Origin of the sequence: Citrobacter sp. S39 (assembly GCF_009495675.1) — a bacterium.
Classification (GTDB): Bacteria; Pseudomonadota; Gammaproteobacteria; order Enterobacterales; family Enterobacteriaceae; genus Citrobacter; species Citrobacter freundii.
Genome location: NZ_CP045555.1, coordinates 63858 through 86017 on the forward strand (window position 1 = coordinate 63858; position 22160 = coordinate 86017).

At 53.6% G+C, this 22160-nt stretch carries 21 protein-coding genes; 11 read left to right on the top strand and 10 right to left on the bottom strand.

All coding sequences use genetic code 11. The annotated features are described in order from the left end of the window. Positions 1 to 34 precede the first annotated feature (34 nt). Entirely contained in the window at positions 35 to 2464 is a 2430-nt protein-coding gene (hrpB, locus tag GFB57_RS00285) for an ATP-dependent helicase HrpB (protein ID WP_003018614.1), read from the bottom strand. 73 nt (positions 2465 to 2537) lie between these two features. Between hrpB and thpR the strand changes: the two genes are divergently transcribed. The 9 genes from thpR to panD all read left to right on the top strand — a co-directional run bounded on the left by thpR (position 2538) and on the right by panD (position 9697). Continuing rightward, entirely contained in the window at positions 2538 to 3068 is a 531-nt protein-coding gene (gene thpR / locus GFB57_RS00290; protein ID WP_003018620.1) for an RNA 2',3'-cyclic phosphodiesterase, read from the top strand. A 15-nt stretch (positions 3069 to 3083) separates the two neighbouring features. Further along, positions 3084 to 3788, top strand: a complete 705-nt coding sequence (gene sfsA, locus GFB57_RS00295) for a DNA/RNA nuclease SfsA (protein ID WP_003018622.1) — start codon at positions 3084 to 3086, stop codon at positions 3786 to 3788. A 177-nt stretch (positions 3789 to 3965) separates the two neighbouring features. After that, positions 3966 to 4421 (top strand): RNA polymerase-binding protein DksA, encoded by a 456-nt coding sequence (gene dksA / locus GFB57_RS00300; RefSeq protein WP_003018625.1) that lies wholly within the window; start codon positions 3966 to 3968, stop codon positions 4419 to 4421. A 70-nt stretch (positions 4422 to 4491) separates the two neighbouring features. After that, on the top strand, positions 4492 to 5388 hold the full coding sequence (gene gluQRS / locus GFB57_RS00305; protein WP_003018627.1) for a tRNA glutamyl-Q(34) synthetase GluQRS: 897 nt from the start codon (positions 4492 to 4494) through the stop codon (positions 5386 to 5388). 71 nt (positions 5389 to 5459) lie between these two features. Next, positions 5460 to 6857 carry a polynucleotide adenylyltransferase PcnB gene (pcnB, locus tag GFB57_RS00310; RefSeq protein ID WP_203237415.1) on the top strand — a complete coding sequence of 466 codons (1398 nt, stop codon included), beginning with the start codon at positions 5460 to 5462 and terminating at the stop codon, positions 6855 to 6857. Next, the gene (gene folK, locus GFB57_RS00315) at positions 6854 to 7333 is read left to right on the top strand and encodes a 2-amino-4-hydroxy-6-hydroxymethyldihydropteridine diphosphokinase (protein ID WP_003018634.1); all 480 of its coding nucleotides are present in this window, start codon (positions 6854 to 6856) and stop codon (positions 7331 to 7333) included. The genes pcnB and folK overlap by 4 nt, the downstream gene beginning before the upstream one ends. A 120-nt stretch (positions 7334 to 7453) precedes the next feature. Then, complete coding sequence (gene panB / locus GFB57_RS00320; RefSeq protein WP_003018636.1) at positions 7454 to 8245, top strand: 3-methyl-2-oxobutanoate hydroxymethyltransferase; 792 nt, start codon at positions 7454 to 7456, stop codon at positions 8243 to 8245. A gap of 121 nt (positions 8246 to 8366) precedes the next feature. Further along, positions 8367 to 9221, top strand: a complete 855-nt coding sequence (panC, locus tag GFB57_RS00325; RefSeq protein ID WP_003018638.1) for a pantoate--beta-alanine ligase — start codon at positions 8367 to 8369, stop codon at positions 9219 to 9221. Between the two features lie 95 nt (positions 9222 to 9316). Next, positions 9317 to 9697 (top strand): aspartate 1-decarboxylase, encoded by a 381-nt coding sequence (panD, locus tag GFB57_RS00330; RefSeq protein ID WP_003018640.1) that lies wholly within the window; start codon positions 9317 to 9319, stop codon positions 9695 to 9697. A 6-nt stretch (positions 9698 to 9703) separates the two neighbouring features. Here the strand turns inward: panD and GFB57_RS00335 are convergent, their stop codons facing one another. From GFB57_RS00335 to GFB57_RS00350, 4 genes are all read right to left on the bottom strand, one after another. Then, a complete protein-coding gene (locus GFB57_RS00335) occupies positions 9704 to 10933 on the bottom strand; it encodes a polysaccharide deacetylase family protein (protein WP_003018642.1) in 1230 nt (409 codons plus the stop codon). Positions 10934 to 10994: 61 nt separating this feature from the next. Beyond that, positions 10995 to 11435: a PTS sugar transporter subunit IIA gene (locus tag GFB57_RS00340; protein ID WP_003018644.1), complete on the bottom strand. Its 441-nt coding sequence runs from the start codon at positions 11433 to 11435 to the stop codon at positions 10995 to 10997. A 103-nt stretch (positions 11436 to 11538) separates the two neighbouring features. Beyond that, entirely contained in the window at positions 11539 to 12309 is a 771-nt protein-coding gene (locus tag GFB57_RS00345) for an ABC transporter permease (protein WP_003018647.1), read from the bottom strand. Next, entirely contained in the window at positions 12306 to 13232 is a 927-nt protein-coding gene (locus GFB57_RS00350; protein ID WP_003018650.1) for an ABC transporter ATP-binding protein, read from the bottom strand. Before GFB57_RS00350 ends, GFB57_RS00345 begins: the two co-directional genes overlap by 4 nt. 106 nt (positions 13233 to 13338) lie before the next feature. On the opposite strand from GFB57_RS00350, the gene can reads away from it, so the two are divergent. After that, positions 13339 to 14001, top strand: coding sequence for a carbonate dehydratase (can, locus tag GFB57_RS00355; RefSeq protein ID WP_003018654.1), 663 nt, complete (start codon positions 13339 to 13341; stop codon positions 13999 to 14001). A 93-nt stretch (positions 14002 to 14094) separates the two neighbouring features. Here the strand turns inward: can and hpt are convergent, their stop codons facing one another. The 3 genes from hpt to cueO all read right to left on the bottom strand — a co-directional run bounded on the left by hpt (position 14095) and on the right by cueO (position 18342). Next, entirely contained in the window at positions 14095 to 14631 is a 537-nt protein-coding gene (gene hpt / locus GFB57_RS00360; protein ID WP_003018658.1) for a hypoxanthine phosphoribosyltransferase, read from the bottom strand. A gap of 251 nt (positions 14632 to 14882) precedes the next feature. Continuing rightward, positions 14883 to 16538: a methyl-accepting chemotaxis protein gene (locus tag GFB57_RS00365; protein ID WP_003018660.1), complete on the bottom strand. Its 1656-nt coding sequence runs from the start codon at positions 16536 to 16538 to the stop codon at positions 14883 to 14885. Positions 16539 to 16722: 184 nt separating this feature from the next. Further along, positions 16723 to 18342, bottom strand: a complete 1620-nt coding sequence (gene cueO / locus GFB57_RS00370) for a multicopper oxidase CueO (protein ID WP_003018664.1) — start codon at positions 18340 to 18342, stop codon at positions 16723 to 16725. 153 nt (positions 18343 to 18495) lie between these two features. Here cueO and GFB57_RS00375 point away from each other — a divergent pair, with 153 nt between their 5' ends. Beyond that, positions 18496 to 18843: a YacC family pilotin-like protein gene (locus GFB57_RS00375; RefSeq protein WP_003018667.1), complete on the top strand. Its 348-nt coding sequence runs from the start codon at positions 18496 to 18498 to the stop codon at positions 18841 to 18843. Positions 18844 to 18876: 33 nt separating this feature from the next. On the opposite strand, the gene yacL is transcribed toward GFB57_RS00375, so the two are convergent. Both yacL and acnB read right to left on the bottom strand, forming a co-directional pair. Then, positions 18877 to 19239: a protein YacL gene (gene yacL, locus GFB57_RS00380; RefSeq protein WP_003018670.1), complete on the bottom strand. Its 363-nt coding sequence runs from the start codon at positions 19237 to 19239 to the stop codon at positions 18877 to 18879. Between the two features lie 174 nt (positions 19240 to 19413). Beyond that, a complete protein-coding gene (acnB, locus tag GFB57_RS00385; RefSeq protein WP_003018673.1) occupies positions 19414 to 22011 on the bottom strand; it encodes a bifunctional aconitate hydratase 2/2-methylisocitrate dehydratase in 2598 nt (865 codons plus the stop codon). Positions 22012 to 22160 lie beyond the last annotated feature (149 nt).

Genomic DNA, 22160 nt, shown 5'->3' on the forward strand with positions numbered 1-22160 from the left:
TAAGCGCAGCGCCATCAGGCAACCACGCATACAGCTATGAATACTTTTTGGTGCGCCGCGTTGGCGCGGTATTCGCCGGATCGTCCGGCCAGACATGTTTGGGATAACGCCCTTTCATCTCTTTTTGCACCTCGCGGTACGATCCCTGCCAGAACGCACTCAAATCACTCGTCACCTGTAGCGGTCTTTGGGCCGGAGACAGCAGCTCAAGTACCAGCGGCACGCGTCCCTGGGCGATAGTCGGGGTGTTTGCTTCACCAAACATTTCCTGCATCCGAACGGCCAATACCGGAGGATTATCCTCATGATAGCGAATAGCAATCCGGCTTCCCGTCGGCACAGTGTAATGCGCCGGCAGTTCACTATCCAGACGTTGCAGCATTGACCAGTCCAGCAAACCGCGCAATGCCTGACCCACATTGAGTGCTTTTAACGCGCGTAAAGAGTGCACACCGCTCATGTGTGGCAACAGCCAGCGCTCCAGCGTCTTCAGCAGAGAATCCTCATCTACCGCAGGCCAGTCGTACTCCGGTAACCAGTTTGCCGCACATTGCAAACGCAGCCGAAACTGCTCGGCCTCCGACGTCCAGTTGAGCACACTTAGCCCTTTATCGCGAATACCATTCAGCATGGCCTGGTGTAGTTCCTCTTCCGAGGGCTTGGCCAGCGGCTGTACTTTTACCGTCAACTGGCCGATACGCGACCGACGCAGTGCCTTTAATGTTCCCTGGGTTTCATCCCATTCGATAGTATCGGACTGTTGCAGCAGCTCAGGACATGCCTGCATCAACGCTTCAATATCCAGCGGCAACGCTAACAAAATACGCGCATCTGGCGATGAGCTACCCTGCAGTAACAGCGGCGCTATCAGCCACTCATGGCGCCCCTGGGCGTCATCGGCATCCAGCATCGCGCCCATGCCGTTGGCCAGTTGATAGCGCCCTTCTTGTCCACGTCGACGGGCGATCCGATCGGCAAACGCTTGCGCCAGCAACAAAGGGAGCAACGCGCCGTCAGGCTGCCCGCTGCGTACGTTAAGCCGTTTCAATAATTGTTGACTGCGCTGCTGCCAGGTGGGCTGATTTCGTGAAAACGCCACAGCCAAATCGGTGCTGCCCCCGCGCGGCGGCTCTTCCAGAATTGCGGTCAGTTTTGCGGCCGATGCCGCTTCATCGTCATTTTTGGTGCTAACCAGCATAGCCGCTAAACGGGGATCGTTACCCAATGCCGCCATTTTTTGCCCACGGGCACTGAGCCTGTCGCCCTCAAGCGCGCCCAGCATCTGCAACAGCCGTTTTGCCGCCTGCAGGTTAATAGCGGGCGGCGTATCCAGCCAGTTCAGTTGCTCAGGATCGGTACATCCCCATTGCAGCAGCTCCATCAGTAGTCCGGACAGATCGCTCTGTAATATCTCAGGCTCTCCCTGCGCCGCCGCTCTTTCCGCCTGCTCTTTGGCAAGCAAATGTAGGCAGATACCTGGCTCCAGACGACCTGCACGCCCGGCTCGCTGGGTCATCGATGCCTGGCTAATGCGCTGGGTAATCAACCGCGTTAAACCGGTACGCGCGTCATAGCGCGCCACGCGCTCCTGGGCGCAATCCACCACCAGCCGGATACCTTCAATCGTTAAGCTGGTTTCGGCAATATTGGTCGCCAGCACCACTTTGCGCTTACCTTGCGGCGCGGGCAAAATCGCCTGACGCTGCTCAGCCAGCGTCAACGCGCCGTACAATGGACATAACACAACATCGCCGCCCACACGCGTTGCCAGTTGTTCCTGCACGCGCAGGATTTCCCCAACGCCCGGTAAAAACAGCAGCAGCGACCCGCTTTCATGGCGCAGTAGCTCCGCCGTCGCTATCGCCACCGCTTCGTCAAAACGCAGATGTGCCGCCAGCGGCTGATACCGTCGCTCGACGGGGAATGTGCGGCCTTCAGAGATAATCATGGGCGCATCGGGCAATAACTGCTGCAAGCGCCCGTTATCGAGCGTTGCGGACATGATCAATAGTTTCAGATCGTCACGAAGACCTTGCTGTACATCCAGCAACAGCGCCAGCGCCAGGTCGGCCTGCAAGCTCCGTTCGTGAAATTCATCGAGGATCACTAACCCGACGCCAGTGAGTTCGGGATCGCGTTGGATCATGCGCGTCAGGACGCCTTCCGTCACCACTTCCAGCCGGGTCTGCGACCCCACGCAGCTTTGCGCGCGCATGCGATAACCCACGGTCTCACCGGGCTTTTCGTTCAGCAACTCCGCCAACCGCTGCGCCACGTTGCGTGCCGCCAGACGACGCGGCTCCAGCAAAATAATCCGCCCCTTGATGCCACCATGTTCAAGCAGTCGCAACGGCAGCCAGGTCGATTTCCCGGCACCGGTCGGCGCGGTCAGCAGCACCTGCGGCGAGACATCAAGGGCGGTAAGCAGTTCAGGCACTACGGCGGCAACGGGCAACGACGTCACAAATAGCTCCAGAGGGTTAACATTCTTCGCGCTGCATTGTAGCATCGCGTTAATTCATAACCGAGTATCCATCATGTCTGAGCCAAAAAGGCTGTTCTTTGCGATTGAATTGCCTGGCGCAATCCGTGAGCCAATTGTTCACTGGCGTGCGGAGCAGTTCCCCGCAGAAGCCGGGCGTCCCGTTGCGGCAGAAAACCTGCATCTGACGCTGGCCTTTTTAGGTGATGTCAGCGCAGAGAAGCAACAGGCGTTGTCGCAACTCGCGGGACGCATTCGCCAGCCGGGTTTTACGCTCAAACTCGATGATGCCGGACAATGGCTGCGTTCGCGGGTCGTGTGGCTGGGGATGCGTCAGCCACCGCGCGGACTGTTACAACTGGCGAATATGCTGCGGGCGCAGGCCGCGCGCAGCGGGTGTTATCAAAGCCCGCAGCCGTTTCACCCACATATCACGCTGCTGCGCGATGCAGGACACGCGGTTCCCATCCCCCCACCGGGCTTTGGCTGGTCATTTCCGGTCACGGAGTTCGCACTTTACTCCTCTTCATTCGCACGAGGACGCACGCGTTATACGCAGCTGCAACGCTGGACGCTGACTGAATAATTAAAGGGACTGTTTATGCAATTTTCTCCACCTTTACAACCCGCAACGCTCATCCAGCGCTACAAGCGTTTTTTAGCGGATGTGATCACACCGGATGGCTCAACGTTAACGTTACACTGCCCAAATACTGGCGCGATGACCGGATGCGCCACCCCGGGTGACACCGTCTGGTATTCGACATCAGAAAATACTAAACGGAAATATCCACATACCTGGGAATTAACGCAAACCCAATCCGGGGCATTTATTTGTGTTAACACGCTGTGGGCCAATAGATTAACGAAAGAGGCTATTCAGAATGAGCTTATTTCGGAAGTTTCAGGCTACAGTGCCTTGAAAAGTGAAGTAAAATACGGCGCAGAAGGGAGCCGTATCGACTTTTTGTTGCAGGCGGATTCCCGACCTGACTGCTATATTGAAGTGAAATCAGTCACGTTGGCGGAAAATGATCAGGGTTATTTTCCCGATGCCATCACTGAACGAGGTCAGAAGCATCTTCGGGAATTGATGAGCGTAGCGGCAGAAGGCAAGCGGGCGGTGATATTTTTCGCCGTGTTGCATTCAGCCATTACACGGTTTTCACCCGCGCACCATATCGATGCAAAATATGCGCAATTATTAGTTGAAGCACAGCTTAAGGGGGTAGAAATTCTGGTTTATAAAGCGGAACTTTCTGCCCATGGCATGACTCTTAAAGAGCCGTTGCCCATTACCTTGTAATGGTGTAAACATTTGGTTAATTAGTATTCTGGGCGCGTGGGCAAATACGCTTTTCCTCACAGGGTTGTCAAGTGTTACGTTTAGATAATTGCTATCCGGAAAAGCATCTGCTATTTATAGCGACCTGATTTTTCCCCCGAACATGGGGATCGATAGTGCGTGTTAAGGAGAAGCAACATGCAAGAAGGGCAAAACCGTAAAACATCGTCCCTGAGTATTCTCGCCATCGCTGGGGTGGAGCCGTACCAGGAGAAACCGGGCGAAGAGTATATGAACGAAGCCCAGCTGTCGCACTTCAGGCGTATTCTTGAGGCATGGCGTAATCAACTTAGGGATGAAGTTGATCGCACCGTATCTCATATGCAAGACGAAGCGGCTAACTTCCCTGATCCGGTGGACCGCGCCGCGCAGGAAGAAGAATTCAGCCTTGAGCTGCGTAACCGTGACCGTGAGCGCAAACTGATCAAAAAGATCGAGAAGACGCTGAAGAAAGTAGAAGACGAAGATTTCGGCTACTGCGAATCGTGCGGCGTAGAAATTGGTATTCGCCGTCTGGAAGCGCGTCCGACAGCCGATCTGTGTATCGACTGCAAAACGCTGGCAGAAATCCGCGAAAAACAGATGGCAGGTTAATTCCGGTCATTTTTACCACATTTACTACAGGCGGGAGTTTCTCCCGCCTTATTATTTGTCAGTCCGCAAAATGAGCGATTCACACTATATTGGCCGCTTCGCCCCTTCCCCCTCCGGCGAACTGCATTTCGGTTCACTGATTGCCGCCCTCGGCAGTTACCTGCAGGCTCGTGCCCGGCGCGGAATCTGGCGAGTACGCATTGAAGATATTGATCCCCCTCGTGAAGTTCCCGGTGCTGCAGATACGATCCTGCGTCAGTTGGAACATTACGGTCTGCACTGGGATGGCGATATTTTATGGCAATCCCAACGCCATGAAGCCTACCGCGAAGCGCTTACCTGGCTGCATCAGCAAGATCTGAGCTATTATTGCACCTGCACGCGAGCGCGTATTCAAAGCGTCGGCGGTATTTACGACGGTCACTGCCGTGAGTTACGCCTCGGGCCAGAACAGGCGGCCGTCCGTATTAAACAACGCCATCCCGTGATGCAGTTTACTGACCGGCTACGCGGTGTGATTCAGGCTGACCCGCAACTTGCTGGTGAAGATTTTATCATCCACCGCCGCGACGGGCTGTTTGCCTATAACCTCGCCGTGGTAGTTGATGACCACTTTCAGGGCGTAACGGAGATTGTTCGCGGCGCCGATCTCATCGAACCCACGGTGCGGCAAATCTCTTTGTATCAGCAGTTTGGCTGGCAAGCGCCTGACTATATTCATCTTCCGCTGGCGCTCAACGAACAAGGCGCTAAACTTTCAAAACAAAATCATGCACCTGCGCTACCACAAGGCGATCCGCGCCCAGTGATTATTGCCGCGCTACGCTTTCTCGGCCAGCGTGCCGATATCCCGTGGCAGGAGATGCGTGTGGACCAGATCCTGGCGTTTGCCGTTGATAACTGGCGTCTGACAACAGTGCCTGAATCAGTGATCTTAAATCCGGCATTCTCAAATGCGCCACGCTGAGCTATGATTAGCCGCTATTTTTACACAGCAACACTTGTTCTGATTGAAGTTTGACACTACCGAGGTGCACTATTTTTACCCGAGTCGCTAATTTTTGCCGCAAGGTGCTAAGCCGCGAGGAGCGCGAGGCTGAGCTCGCCGTCGCCCGTCCACATATGACGGTAATTCCGCGTGAGCAGCACTCTATCTCCCGCAAAGATATCAGTGAAAATGCCCTGAAGGTAATGTACAGGCTCAATAAGGCCGGATACGAGGCATGGCTGGTTGGCGGTGGTGTACGCGATCTTTTGCTGGGCAAAAAGCCGAAAGATTTTGATGTCACCACTAACGCAACGCCGGATCAGGTGCGCAAACTGTTTCGTAACTGTCGCCTGGTCGGTCGCCGTTTCCGTCTGGCTCATGTCATGTTCGGCCCAGAAATTATCGAAGTGGCGACATTCCGCGGCCATCATGAAGGCAGCGAAGCCGATCGCACCACGTCGCAACGCGGGCAAAACGGTATGTTGCTGCGCGACAACATCTTCGGCTCCATTGAGGAAGATGCCCAACGTCGCGATTTCACGATAAACAGCCTGTATTACAGCGTGGCCGATTTCACCGTGCGTGATTACGTCGGCGGTATGCAGGACCTCGAAGAGGGCATCATTCGCCTGATCGGTAATCCGGAAACGCGCTATCGCGAAGATCCCGTGCGTATGCTGCGCGCCGTGCGCTTTGCCGCCAAGCTCGACATGCGTATCAGCCCGGAAACCGCAGAGCCGATCCCACGTCTGGCAACGCTGCTGAACGACATTCCTCCCGCACGCCTGTTTGAAGAAGCACTTAAGCTGTTACAGGCGGGCTATGGGTATGAAACCTATAAAAAACTGCGTGAGTACAGCCTGTTCCAGCCGCTGTTCCCAACCATTACACGCTACTTCACCGAAGACGGTGACAGCCCGATGGAACGCATTATCGCTCAGGTGCTGAAGAATACCGATAACCGCATTAACAATGATATGCGCGTTAACCCGGCGTTCTTGTTCGCCGCGATGTTCTGGTATCCGTTACTGGAAGCCGCGCAGAAAATTGCGCAAGAAAGCGGTTTGGCTTACTACGACGCTTTCGCGCTGGCAATGAACGACGTGCTGGACGAAGCCTGCCGCTCGCTGGCGATCCCGAAACGTCTGACCTCGCTAACCCGCGATATCTGGCAGTTGCAATTACGTATGTCCCGTCGTCAGGGTAAACGCGCCTGGAAGCTGATGGAACATCCAAAGTTCCGCGCAGCTTACGACCTGTTAGCACTGCGTGCCGAAGTTGAACACAACGCTGAACTGCAACGACTGGCGAAATGGTGGGGTGAATTCCAGGTTTCCGCGCCGCCGGAACAAAAAGGCATGCTGAACGAACTGGATGAAGAGCCTGACGTACGCCGTCGCCATCGCCGCCCGCGTAAGCGTGCGCCGCGTCGCGAAGGTAGCGCGTGACCGTCGTTTATATCGCCATCGGCAGTAATTTAGCTTCTCCCCTGGAGCAGGTGAATGCTGCCGTGCAAGCGATCGGCGAAATCCCTGACAGCCGTATCGTTGCGGTTTCTTCGTTTTATCGCACCCCCCCGTTGGGTCCACAGGATCAGCCCGACTATCTGAACGCCGCCGTGGCGCTGGATACCGCTCTCGCCCCCGAAGCGTTGCTGGATCATACCCAGCGAATTGAACTGCAACAGGGCCGGGTGCGCAAAGCTGAACGTTGGGGACCTCGAACGCTGGACCTCGATATTATGCTGTTTGGCGATGAAGTGATTAACACCGAACGCCTGACCGTGCCGCACTACGACATGAAAAACCGTGGTTTTATGCTGTGGCCGTTATTCGAAATTGCGCCTGAGCTTATTTTTCCGGATGGTATCAGACTGCATCAGCACCTCACCCATCTTGGTATTGCAAAACCTGCACACTGGTAAAGTATCTCCTCCCCTTTAGCGTTTACTGCTTTAGCGCCAAACGATTGCTTAAAACAATTGCCCCCCTGAATGTGACTGTTAGAATGCCGATAAATATGACTTTCATCATCAGGAAATGTTATGAAACCCACTACCATTTCACTGCTGCAGAAATGCAAGCAAGAGAAAAAACGCTTCGCGACAATTACCGCCTACGACTACAGCTTTGCCAAACTATTTGCTGACGAGGGCATTAACGTGATGCTGGTTGGCGACTCGCTGGGCATGACGATCCAGGGGCATGACTCCACTCTGCCTGTCACCGTTGACGATATCGCCTACCACACTCGCGCTGTGCGTCGCGGCGCCCCTAACTGTCTACTGCTTTCCGATCTCCCATTTATGACGTACGCCACGCCGGAACAGGCGTTTGAAAACGCCGCGGTGGTTATGCGTGCGGGCGCCAACATGGTCAAAATTGAAGGCGGCGCGTGGCTGGTTGATACGGTGAAAATGCTCACCGAACGCGCCGTACCGGTTTGCGGCCATCTGGGGTTAACCCCGCAGTCGGTGAACGTGTTTGGCGGCTATAAAATTCAGGGCCGCGGCGATGCCGGACAAGTGCTGCTGGATGACGCGCTGGCCTTAGAAGCCGCTGGCGCTCAGCTGTTGGTGCTGGAGTGCGTGCCGGTTGAGTTGGCTAAGCGCGTCACTGAAGCACTTTCTATTCCGGTTATCGGTATTGGCGCAGGTAACGTCACCGACGGGCAAATTCTCGTCATGCACGATGCGTTTGGCATTACCGGTGGTCATATCCCGAAATTTGCGAAGAATTTCCTCAATGAAGCAGGCGACATGCGCGCCGCAGTGCGGCAGTATATGACTGAAGTGGAGTCCGGCGTTTACCCGGGCGAAGAACACAGCTTCCATTAATTTATCTGCCAGCACGCCATTACGCCGGATGGCGACGCTACGCGCCTTATCCGGCCTACAATTTCACGCGTAGGCCTGATAAGCGAAGCGCCATCAGGCATCGTATTTAAGGAGTCTTGTTGTGTTAATTATTGAAACCCTGCCGCTGCTGCGCCAGCATATTCGTCGTCTGCGTCAGGAAGGTAAACGCATCGCACTGGTTCCCACCATGGGAAATCTGCACGACGGCCATATGAAGCTGGTCGATGAGGCAAAAGCCCGGGCTGATGTGGTAATCGCCAGCATTTTCGTCAACCCGATGCAGTTTGACCGACCGGACGATCTGGTGCGTTATCCGCGCACACTGCAGGAAGATTGTGAAAAGCTGAACAAGCGCAAAGTCGATTATGTTTTTGCACCAGCCGTTGAGGAAATCTATCCACAGGGTCTGGAAGGCCAGACTTTCGTTGAGGTTCCCGGTCTCTCCACCATGCTGGAAGGCGCAAGCCGTCCGGGCCATTTCCGCGGCGTTTCCACTATCGTCAGCAAGCTGTTCAACCTTATCCAGCCTGACCTCGCCTGCTTCGGCGAGAAAGATTTCCAACAGTTGGCGCTGATCCGCAAAATGGTGGCGGATATGGGTTATGACATTGAGATCGTTGGCGTGCCGATTATTCGCGCCAAAGACGGCCTGGCGCTTAGCTCACGTAACGGTTATCTGACCGCAGAACAGCGTAAAATTGCGCCGGGTCTGCACAAAGTGATGAATAGCATCGCAGAAAAACTGATTGCGGGTAATCGTGAGTTACAGGAGATTATTGCTATTGCCGAGCAGGAGCTGAATGAAAAAGGCTTCCGCGCCGACGATATTCAGATTCGTGATGCCGACACGCTGCTGGAGCTGACGGAAACCAGCAAACGCGCGGTGATTCTGGCTGCCGCCTGGCTGGGTCAGGCGCGTCTGATCGATAATCAAAGCGTTACATTAGCCCAGTAGACAGGGGTTAAAAATCGGGCAATACTGCCTGAGAATTTCTCAAAGCAGGCCAGTTTCGTCTGCTTAGCCAAGGTAAACGACAGGGTATAGAAGTTATGATTCGCACCATGCTGCAAGGCAAGCTCCACCGCGTAAAAGTCACGCAGGCGGACCTGCATTACGAAGGCTCCTGCGCCATCGACCAGGATTTTCTCGATGCCTCAGGTATTCTGGAAAACGAAGCTATTGATATCTGGAACGTAACCAACGGTAAACGTTTCTCAACCTATGCAATTGCGGCTGAACGCGGCTCCAGAATCATCTCGGTGAACGGAGCTGCGGCGCATTGCGCTGATGTTGGCGATATTGTAATTATCGCCAGCTTCGTCACCATGTCTGACGAAGAAGCCCGCACCTGGCGTCCGAAAGTGGCCTATTTTGAAGGCGACAACGAGATGAAGCGCACCGCGAAAGCTATTCCGGTACAGGTTGCCTGACAGTACTTACCCCTGCGGCTGATTGACTATCAGCCGCGACATCGTCTCCAGCGAATCCGTCCTTAAAATATAAAGCCTTTTCAATAAGAACCGATTATCTCCCGGCTTAACCTTCCCTCTCACCGTGGTGACCGCCATGTGGAATCCCGCGTCGCCTGCTGCTTTTACCGCCGTGGCGTTATAACCGCCAAACGGGTACGAAAGATACAGAACGTGAGGATTAAACTGGGACAATGCCCGGCGCGAACGGGCGAAATCGAACAGAATATTATGATAGCTGCGACTCAGTAGGATCGGCCGGCGATTCGCATCAACCCGATGCAAAAAATGGGTATGCGACTGGAAGTCGAACACGTCCCGGATCTCGTTCAGTTCAGAGAGACTCATAAACTGCAGCGATTTCGGATCCCACTTCTGCGGGTGGCGCTTGATGCGTGAGGAGATGATAAACGCCGTGGCCTTCATGCCGTGCTGCTTCAAAATGGGGTAAGCATAACGGCTCACTGACTTGAGACCATCATCAAAAGTCAGCACCACCGCCCGCGCCGGGAGATTCATTTTATTCTGCACGTAGCCTTCCAGTTGATACATCGTCAACGTGGTGTAGCCGCGATCCTGAAGCCAGGCCATCTGGTTGCTGAAAGCGCGTACGGAGGTTGTGGTGGAGGTATGGCGAAAGCGGGTATTCTCTTCATCGCGCAGAATATGATGGTAGGTTAACACCGGGATGCCATTGTCTTCCTGCGCATCCAGCGCGCTAACATAGGCCAGTCGGCCACCAATGCGAATCTGGTACCAGGTCTGGTTGAGTCGGTCTTTAAGCTTGCTGATAATCGGATAACGCAGATTATCCGCCAGCACGCCAAACGGGGCGCTACCGACATCCGGAGCGTTATAAACCGATGTATCTTTCCAGGTTATCAGACTTTGGTTACTGAGCGGTTTATTGAGATCGCCCAGACCATCATCGACTTTCTGCCGCCCCTGAACGGGCTCCAGGTGTCCCTTATCAATAAACCCGGTGCCAAAACCAAAGGAAAATTCGTAATAGTCTGCCGCAATAGGCTCAACAGCGAGGATCTGCCCGGCGCGAATATTCCCAACCGTCACCATCTTATTGCCAATCTGCGCCCATACGGCGGCGGCTTCGGTGGTTTGCATATAACGAGCAGGCAAAGCCGCAGCGACGCTGCCAGAAAACAGGAGCAATAAAACAAGCAGAACGCGCATAACCATATGAGATAACCGAGGCGAGTAACCTCGGCTATTGTAGCAAAAGCATCATCAATACCAATGATTAATACTCATACAAATCATGCTTCAACACGAAGGGGGGATTTTTTTGTTGCTGATGCCAGAGACTGGAGACTTCGGGGCCGCCAAGTGCGACGATGCAATCGCGAAACGCTGAACTGCTCATAGATTCCCGAGACGAAATCATTCGCTCAAGTAATGGATAGCTGATGCCAGAAATCACTTCACACTGGGGATGTTTATGGCTCATTAACGAAGCCACGCGGTAAGGCGCGGCCCCGGCCATATCCGTCAGGAATATCACGCCCTCGCCTGAGTCTGTGGCATGCAGGGCGTGGCACATCATGCGGCTTAGCATATTCGAGCTGAGTCCACGCCAGAAACTTACCGCCTGACATTGGGCCAACGGGCCGTACTTTTTCTCCAGACGATGCAGCATATCCTGTGCCTTATCGTCATGACAGGTAATTACCCAACCTAACATTGCCTACCTCCTTAGCAGGCAAGTAGTTTATCAGTGTGATAAATCCGTAATGGTGACAAGCATCAAAAGTCTTCCTCTCCCAGGCAAGGAGAGGAAGAAAGAATTAGCTGCGCAGGCCGCGTCCGCGCTGAATCAGGTACCAGCACAGCAAATAAAACGCAGCGATAAACACCACCAGCACACCAAACGTGGTGACTAGCGGAACATCATGAATCCCCAGGAAGCCGTAGCGGAAACCGCTAATCATGTAGACAATCGGGTTCAGATGCGACAGCCCCTGCCAGAACGGTGGCAGCAGCGTTAGCGAATAGAACACGCCACCCAGATAGGTCAGTGGTGTCAGTACGAAGGTTGGGATCAGGCTGATATCGTCAAAGGTTTTAGCAAAGACTGCGTTCAGCAAACCGGCCAGCGAGAACAGTACCGCCGTTAACATCAGCGTAAGCGCGACAAAGACCCAAGAATGCACCTGGAAAGGCACGAAGAACAGTGAAATAGCCGTTACCAGAATGCCTACGCACAAGCCACGTGCCACGCCGCCGCCGACGAAACCGGCGATGATCACGTGCGTTGGTACCGGGGCGACCAGCAGCTCTTCAATATTGCGTTGAAACTTAGCGCTGAAGAATGACGATGCCACGTTCGCGTACGAGTTGGTGATCACCGCCATCATAATCAGCCCCGGCACGATAAACTGCATGTAGCTAAAACCATGCATTTCGCCGATACGCGAGCCGATCAGGTTACCAAAGATAATAAAATAGAGCGTCATGGTGATGACGGGGGGAACCAGAGTCTGAACCCAGATACGCATAAAGCGGTGGATCTCTTTCGCCCAGATGCTTTTCAGCGCCACCCAATAAAGCTGCATCATGCGCGATCTCCTTGTTTTTCATGAACCAGAGAAACAAACAGTTCTTCCAGTCGGTTCGCTTTGTTACGCATACTCAATACCTGAATGCCCTGCGCGCTCAGCTGAGAGAAGACGCTGTTAACCCCCTGTTCACGCAGCACCTCCACTTCCAGCGTGGAAGTGTCTACCAGCCGGTACTGATAACCGTCCAGTTTCGGCAACGGGCTTTTCGGCGCCAGATCGAGGATAAAGGTCTCGGATTTCAGCTTGGAGAGCAGACCCTTCATCGAGGTGTTTTCCACCAGCTCGCCGTGCTGAATAATGCCGATATTGCGACACAGCATTTCTGCTTCTTCGAGGTAGTGAGTGGTCAGAATAATGGTGGTGCCTTTGTCGTTTAAATCCTTTAAAAAGCCCCACATTGAACGACGCAGTTCAATGTCGACACCCGCCGTTGGTTCATCCAGGATGAGTAATTTTGGTTCGTGCATCAGAGCACGAGCAATCATCAGACGGCGTTTCATCCCGCCGGAAAGCATGCGTGCACGCTCGTTACGTTTTTCCCATAAATCGAGCTGCTTTAAATATAATTCGCTGCGTTTGACCGCCTCTTTATGCTCAACGCCGTAGTAACCCGCCTGGTTGACCACGATCTGCTGCACGGTTTCAAACGGGTTAAAGTTAAACTCCTGCGGTACCAGACCAAGCTGGCGTTTCGCGTTAACCGTATCTTTTTCGAGATCGTAGCCGAACACGCTAACCCGCCCGGAGGATTTATTCACCAGCGAGCTGATTATTCCAATGGTGGTGGACTTTCCTGCGCCATTCGGCCCCAAAAGCGCATAAAAATCACCCGCTTCGACTTGCAAATCTATCCCGCGTAACGCTTGAACGCCACCGGGATAGGTTTTTTTAAGTTGTTGAAGTTCCAGAGCAATGGTCATGGTTTTTTACTTACCTTACGTTCTGACATTTTATATAGTTTAATTAATGCTGGAGTTACCCTATATTAGCCCATCGAATTTATCTGGCTTCGGGTCGTACAACTCCATGAAAGACATAGATACACTCATCAGCAACAATGCACTATGGTCAAAGATGCTGGTAGAAGAGGATCCCGGATTTTTTGAAACGCTGACGCATGCACAGAATCCGCGTTTTCTATGGATTGGATGTTCCGATAGCCGCGTTCCCGCTGAACGATTAACCGGTCTTGAACCGGGCGAATTATTTGTTCACCGCAATGTTGCCAATCTGGTTATTCACACCGACCTGAACTGTCTATCAGTCGTTCAGTATGCGGTGGATGTGCTGGAAGTGGAACATATTATTATTTGCGGCCACTACGGATGCGGCGGCGTCCAGGCGGCGATTGAAAATAAAGAACAAGGGCTGATTGATAACTGGTTACTGCACATCCGCGATATCTGGTTCAAACACAGCTCACTGCTGGGCGAAATGCCGCAGGAACGTCGCATGGACACCCTATGCGAACTGAATGTCATGGAGCAGGTCTACAACCTCGGCCACTCAACCATTATGCGTTCAGCCTGGAAGCGCGGTCAGAAAGTTACCATTCACGGCTGGGCTTACGGTATTCATGACGGTCTATTACGCGATCTCGACGTCACCGCCACCAGCCGCGAAACGCTGGAGCAGCGCTATCGCCAGGGGTTGTCTAACCTGAGTCAGAAACACAGCAACCATAAATAATGTGACATTGCCGGGAGGCGGAGACGCCTTACCCGGCCTACAAACCTACGCCGTAGGTCTGATAAGCGAAGCGCCATCAGGCGCTCCCGCCAATTACTCGTCCAGCAGCACCACTTTGCCAACATACGGCAGATGGCGATAACGCTGGGCATAGTCAATGCCGTAACCGACCACAAACTCATCTGGAATAGAGAATCCGATAAACTCGACCGGAACATTCACTTCACGACGAGAAGGTTTGTCCAGCAGCGTGCAGATAGCCAGGGATTTCGGCTCGCGCAGGCTCAGAATTTCACGCACCTTGGACAGCGTATTACCGGAGTCGATGATGTCTTCGACAATCAGCACGTCTTTGCCACGAATGTCTTCATCCAGGTCTTTCAGGATTTTAACATCACGCGTAGTAGACATTCCGCTGCCATAGCTGGATGCCGTCATGAAATCGACTTCGTGGGAGACATGCACTTCACGGCAAAGATCCGCCATAAACATAAATGAGCCACGTAACAGACCAACCAGCACCATATCGCTGCCGCTGTCTTTGTAACGTTCGTTAATCTGGCGCCCCAGTTCAGCAATACGCGCTTTGATCTCCGCTTCCGGGATCATCACTTCAACAGTATGTTTCATAAACCCTATAACTCACTGATTTTTATCAGTTGACACATCATGCAGATCGAAAGAAAGCGCTTACGTTGATACACCGACTGACAGACGGCGACCCGCTCTAACCACAAAACTTGCGACAGCATACAAACAATTCAGTTGATGAAGTATACCAGTAAAGAGAGCGGGTTCCTCTGATAGTTCACAGGAGAACCCGTTTGCGTCGTTTTTTGTATGCTTATTAAGCAAAACCTGGTTCGCACGACAGCATGTGGCTAAAACGTTTCCCAATGCGGGTCTTGTGTCGTACTCCCTGCAGAGGTTGCTTGCGGAGCATCCTTAGGCGGTTTCCGATGCTCACTGTTGGAGGTATCGCGTGTGATGCGAAATGCAGCCACGGCCAGGCGTAACTGTTCAGCTTGTTGTTCCAACGAAGCGGCGGCGGCGGCAGACTCTTCTACCAGCGCGGCGTTTTGTTGTGTGACACTGTCCATCTGCGAGACCGCGAGACTCACCTGCTCAATCCCCCGGCTCTGTTCCTCTGAGGCTGAGGCGATTTCCCCCATGATGTCCGTCACGCGGGTGACCGCAGCGACAATCTCTTTCATCGTTTTACCCGCGTCCGACACCTGCTGAGATCCCATCCCCACGCTGTGAGTTGAGTTATCAATCAACGCTTTGATCTCTTTGGCTGCCTGAGCGCTACGGCTTGCCAGAGTACGGACCTCACCCGCTACAACAGCAAATCCTCGTCCCTGCTCTCCTGCTCTGGCTGCCTCAACCGCCGCGTTGAGCGCCAGGATATTGGTCTGGAAAGCAATACTGTCGATGACGCTGGTGATCTGCGCAATTTGCTGTGAACTACCGGCAATTTCACTCATCGTGTGCACGACAGTATCAACAACCCGTCCACCACGCGCGGCAGTATCAGACGCATTCTTAGCCAGTTGAGTCGCCTGTTTCGCATTGTCCGTATTTTGCTTCACGGTTGCAGTAAGCTGTTCCATGCTGGCGGCAGTCTCTTCAAGTGAAGCAGCCTGCTGCTCGGTACGCGAAGACAGATCGTTGTTACCTGACGAGATTTCCGCTGCACCGCTATGAATCGTTTCTGAGCTGTTACGCACCGACGTGACTGTCGAAATCAGCGACTGTCGCATTTCATCTAACCCCGTCGCCAAACGCCCCATTTCATTACGTCCCTGGACGTCGAGTTGATGGGTCAAATCACCACGGGTAATAATGCGGATATGCTCCATAATCTGCGCCAGGGGTTTAAGCAGCATATGCTGCAACCCACTCCAGATCATGCCCAGCACGATGAGCACAGCGACGACAATCGCCCCTAATGTCCATTGCATGCGGGTAAAGCTGTGCTGATTCTCCGCCGCCGCGTGCTGAAGCAACGCGTTATTTTCGTTACGCCACTGGTCATAGCTGGCTTCCATTTCATCTTGCGCCTTCTGAGCATCAAGATCGCCATAGGCCTGATAGTTATTTGCGCGCAGATACTCTATCGATAACGCCATCACGTCGTGCATCTGCCGATACTGTTTTTCCATTTCAGATGCAATTTGCGGATTCTGCCCCGACACCTGCGGCAATGACTGATAATGTGCGAAGTATCCCTCAGCTTTCTTCATCGACTCACTCGCCGTTTTTAGCAAAGTATCAATTGCCGCCAGTGAGGCCGGATCGCGTTGGTTCTTTAAGAAACGAATTGCTACGCGGGTTACCGTTACCCGGGTTTTAATCAGCGTATTGACGCTATCACTCAGATTTTCCTGTTGGGCATTCAGGGTGCCTGAGTTCTGGAAATTATGGCGATCATTGCTTACTGCAGAATAAAAAAAACTTCCTGTCACGGCCTGTAGCAAACAGAAAATGGCGAGAACCAGAAGAATGCCGGTAATAACGCGCACATTTTTAATCATAGTATTTCATCCATTGAACTCACATTGGGTACCCAATGATTATCGGCTCTAAAGGCGATTACTTTATGTGCAATAGCAGAATTTGCAGGAGGTGGGAGTCGTGCGATGAAACACTGTAAAGAGACTGTGTCTCATCCGGCTTACGAGAGATTTCTGCAGGCCGGATAAGCACAGCGCGATTTGTTTAGACGGTGAAGCCGAGCATCATCCCGGTATCTTCATGCTCTAACAGATGGCAGTGCGCCATATAGGCATGCTCCTTTGGCGCGTCATGGTCAAACTTAACCAATACCTCGCTCACGCCGCCTTCTACCCGCACCGTGTCCTTCCATCCCGCACGGTGTGCGGCAGGCGCTTTGCCATTCTCAGACAGAATGCGGAACTGCGTGCCGTGAATGTGGAACGGATGCAGCATCATGTCGCCCTGACCGGAAATCACCCAGCGTTCATGCTGCCCTTTTGCCGCGGCAAACATCGGTTTATTCATATCAAACGCCTGACCATTAATCCGGTTGGCATTATGGAAATCAAACGATCCGCCATGCTTCATGTTGCCCATGTTGCCATGCTGCATATTCCCCATCTCACCGTGGTTCATATTGCCATGATTCATATTGCCGTGGTCCATATTGTCATTATTCATATGGCCCATCATCTTTCCATGATCCATACCCGCCATGGCCTGACCGCCGAATTTCTTCATCAGCATTTGCATGCCCATCATATCGAGCATCGGATCCATCGACAGCTGCAGCTTGCGCACCGTCAGACCTTCCAGTGACGGCAGCGATGGCATGGATGTCAGCGTATCCGGCAGCGTGCCGGAAGCGGTAATCAGCAGCGGCTGAACGCGCATCACCGGGTGCGGCTTATCAAATGGCGCAATTGCCATCCCCATCTGGCTAACTGGCAGAGTGACCAGATCAAAAGCTTTGCCGTCACTGACATCCACCAGCACTTCAAAGCGCTCGCCCATCAGCATAGGAAGCTGGGTCACTTTTACCGGTTCCGCCAACAGTCCACCGTCGCTGGCAATGACGTACAAAGGACGATTGTCGCTGGCCGCAATGTTCAGCGAGCGCGCGTTACAACCATTCAACAGACGCAGACGTAGCCAGCCGCGCGGTGCGGCATGCTGAGGATAAATCGCCCCGTTGGTCAGCAGCGTATCGCCAAACCAGCCGACTGCGGCGGTCATGATGTCCAGTTGATAATCAACCTGCCCATCAGCAGAGAACTGTTTGTCCTGAATAATTACCGGCACATCATCAATTCCCCACTGCTTAGGCAGCATCAGCTTGCGAATCTCTTCGTCTTCAATCAGCACCAGTCCGGCCAGCCCCATCGCTACCTGATGACCGGTCTTTCCATGCTGATGAGGGTGGAACCAGCAGGTTGCCGCGCGCTGATCCGGCGTGAAGGTCACTGAACGTTTTCCGCCCGCCGGGATTATGCCTTGCGGCCCACCGTCGACTTCACCAGGGATTTCCAGCCCGTGCCAGTGCAACGTCGTCTCTTCGGCAAGCTGGTTATGGATATCCACGGTCACCGATTGCCCTTTGTTCAGCTTGACCGCCGGTCCGAGCAGATTGCCGTTATATCCCCAGGTCGTCGCTGTTTTACCAGCAAAACTCGACTGTCCGGCTTGCACCACCAACTGCATGCGATTAGATGCATCCGCGGTTAGCAGATCAGGAATGGGCAATGCAGGGCGGTCTGCGGCAAATACGCTCCGGCTCCACAGAGGTAACGCTGACGCTACGCCCAGCGCCACGGAGTACTTTAAAAAATCACGACGTTGCATAATCACTTCCTTATATTCAGCAGCTTAAGCAGGCTATCTTTTAAGCATAAGCCTTCCCCTTACGGGAAGGTCAAGTGAACGGCTAATAATAAAGGTCGTCGCTTCGCTCGCAGTATGCTAACGTTTAAATTCCGTGATGCAGTGGTAGAAGCAATGAAGACGTTTTTCAGAACAGTTTTGTTCGGCAGCCTGATGGCCGTATGCGCAAACAGCTACGCGCTCAGCGAGTCCGAAGCCGAAGATATGGCCGATTTAACGGCAGTTTTTGTTTTTCTGAAAAATGACTGTGGATACCAGAATTTGCCTAATGGGCAGATCCGTCGCGCACTGGTCTTTTTTGCCCAGCAAAACCAGTGGGACCTGAGTAATTACGATACCTTCAATATGAAAGCGCTGGGTGAAGACAGCTACCGCGATCTCAGCGGTATCGGCATCCCCACGGCAAAGAAATGCAAAGCACTGGCGCGTGATTCTCTGAGCCTGTTGGCCTACGTGAAGTAACCGACATAGCGGAGCCCGCTGGCTCCGCATGAATTAACGCTGTTGCACAAATTCGCGGTATGCCGCCACAACCTGAAGAAAGTCCTCTACACCACAAAGCGAAAAACTTTCTTCGTCGTAATAGCTCATCCCCTCTTCCATCTCATCTCCAGAGAACTCCAACTGATTAGCGCGAACCATCACTTCTTCGCCATCCAGCCAGAGCGTGTATTCATGCCCTGCTCGCTGCCAGGAGCGCTCACTGCCCTTAACCGCACGCGCCGCCTGTTCCACTTCATCAAGTAAGGCCAGGTTTTCTTTCACTTCTTCATTAAACCAGTGCCCCACCACCTCGTGGCCCATGGACATACGCACTTTTACCACCCCGGTAATATCGCGCAGAAATTCGTAATCCATAATGTCTTCCTCTACTCCCGGCAATGCGCCAATACCGCATCGCGCCTTGCTGTAATTATCGCAGCAGCGCGGCAGAAAAAAAGCGTAGTGGGTATAAGGAATAGAAATAAAAATGCCCGGAGAAGCAGACTTCTCCGGGCATTGATGTGTTTTTACACAAAACGCGTTAGCGCATTACACCGCGGTCTGGAAAATCACACCATCGGCTTTCTCCGTATACTGAGAGAGCTGGTCGAAGTTCAGATAACGGTAAGTATCCACGGCAGTTTTATCCACCTGCGCCACATAGGTCTGGTACTCTTCCGCCGTCGGCAGTTTGCCGATCAGCGCCGCAACCGCCGCCAGCTCCGCAGAAGCCAGGTAGACGTTTGCCCCGGTACCTAAACGGTTCGGGAAGTTACGAGTAGAGGTCGAGACAACCGTTGCGCCGTCGGCGACACGCGCCTGGTTACCCATGCACAGAGAGCAGCCTGGAATTTCGATACGCGCACCGCTCTTACCGAACACGCTGTAATAACCTTCTTCGGTCAGCTGTGCCGCATCCATACGGGTTGGCGGAGCCACCCACAGACGAGTCGGCAGTTGGCCTTTGTGCGCATCCAGCAGCTTACCAGCGGCACGGAAGTGGCCTATGTTAGTCATACAGGAGCCGATGAACACTTCGTCGATCTTCTCACCCTGTACGTCAGACAGCAGACGCGCGTCGTCCGGATCGTTCGGTGCACACAGGATTGGTTCTTTGATGTCAGCCAGGTCAATGTCGATCACCGCCGCGTATTCTGCGTCAGCGTCGGCTTCCAGCAACTGCGGATCCGCCAGCCATTTTTCCATGCCCTGCACACGACGTTCCAGCGTACGGCGATCGCCGTAACCTTCCGCGATCATCCACTTCAGCAGAACGATGTTAGAGTTCAGATACTCAACGATCGGCTCTTTGTTCAGCTTGATGGTACAGCCCGCAGCAGAACGCTCTGCGGAAGCATCGGTCAGTTCGAACGCCTGCTCCACTTTGAGATCCGGCAGACCTTCGATTTCAAGGATGCGGCCAGAGAAGATGTTCTTTTTACCTTTCTTCTCAACGGTCAGCAGACCCTGTTTGATCGCGTACAGCGGAATGGCGTGAACCAGGTCACGCAGAGTGATACCCGGCTGCATTTTACCCTTGAAGCGCACCAGTACCGATTCCGGCATATCCAGCGGCATCACGCCGGTCGCTGCAGCAAACGCCACCAGACCAGAACCTGCCGGGAAGGAGATCCCAATAGGGAAACGGGTATGGGAGTCACCACCGGTACCTACGGTATCCGGCAGCAGCATACGGTTCAGCCAGGAGTGGATAACACCATCGCCCGGACGCAGGGAAACACCACCACGGTTCATGATGAAGTCTGGCAGCGTGTGGTGCGTGGTCACGTCAACCGGCTTCGGATAGGCGGCAGTGTGACAGAAGGACTGCATCACCAGGTCAGCTGAGAAGCCCAGGCACGCCAGGTCTTTCAGTTCGTCACGGGTCATTGGGCCGGTGGTATCCTGAGATCCCACAGAGGTCATCTTCGGTTCGCAGTACGCGCCCGGACGGATACCTTTCACGCCGCAGGCGCGGCCAACCATTTTCTGTGCCAGGGAGAAGCCACGGCTGCTTTCCGCCACGTCTTTCGCCTGACGGAAGACGTCTGAGTGCGGCAGACCCAGAGCTTCGCGCGCTTTGGTGGTCAGGCCACGACCGATGATCAGCGGAATACGACCACCGGCACGTACTTCGTCGATCAGGACTTCGGTTTTCAGCTCAAAGCTGGCCAGCAGTTCGCCTGTTTCGTGGTTGCGTACTTCGCCTTTGAACGGGTAAACGTCAATCACGTCACCCATGTTCATGTTCGACACGTCCACTTCAATCGGCAGTGCGCCCGCATCTTCCATGGTGTTGAAGAAGATAGGTGCAATTTTGCCGCCGAGGCACAGGCCGCCGCCGCGCTTGTTCGGCACATGAGGAATGTCGTCACCCATGAACCACAGCACGGAGTTGGTCGCGGATTTACGCGAAGAACCGGTACCGACAACATCACCCACATAAGCCAGCGGGTAACCTTTTTTCTGCAATTCTTCGATCTGTTTGATCGGGCCAACTACGCCCGGCTGATCCGGTTCGATACCTTCACGGGTGTTTTTCAGCATCGCCAGCGCGTGCAGCGGGATATCTGGGCGGGACCATGCGTCCGGAGCCGGAGAGAGGTCATCGGTGTTGGTTTCACCGGTAACTTTAAAGACGGTAACGGTGATTTTTTCAGCCAGAGCCGGACGGTTCAGGAACCATTCGGCATCGGCCCAGGACTGCATTACCTGCTTCGCATATTCGTTGCCCACTTTGGCTTTTTCTTCCACATCGTAGAAGTTATCGAACATCAGCAGCGTTGAAGAGAGCGCTTTGGCGGCAATCGGTGCCAGTTTGGCGTCATCCAGCGCGTCGATCAGCGGATGAATGTTGTAACCACCCTGCATGGTGCCCAGCAGTTCAATGGCTTTTTCTGGGGTAACCAGCGGGGAGGTGGTGTCGCCTTTCGCGACGGCAGCGAGAAAACCAGCTTTAACATAAGCGGCTTCATCTACGCCAGGAGGAACACGGTTGATCAACAGGTCTAACAGGAATTCTTCTTCGCCCACAGGCGGGGTCTTCAGCAGCTCGACAAGTGCGGCCATTTGGGTTGCGTCTAAAGGTTTTGGCACAATCCCCTGGGCAGCACGCTCAGCTACGTGCTTACGGTATTCTTCTAGCACGACGATATCTCCTCGCTCTCATTGTCATAATGCGGCGCTTTTGTAGATGGGCGATTCTCTTCACGCTCCTGTGAGACAGTAGTTAGTAGGGTAAATGCCCGGTACCGCATAAGGCACAATAACAGGATTTTCATTAAGTGTTAATCCGT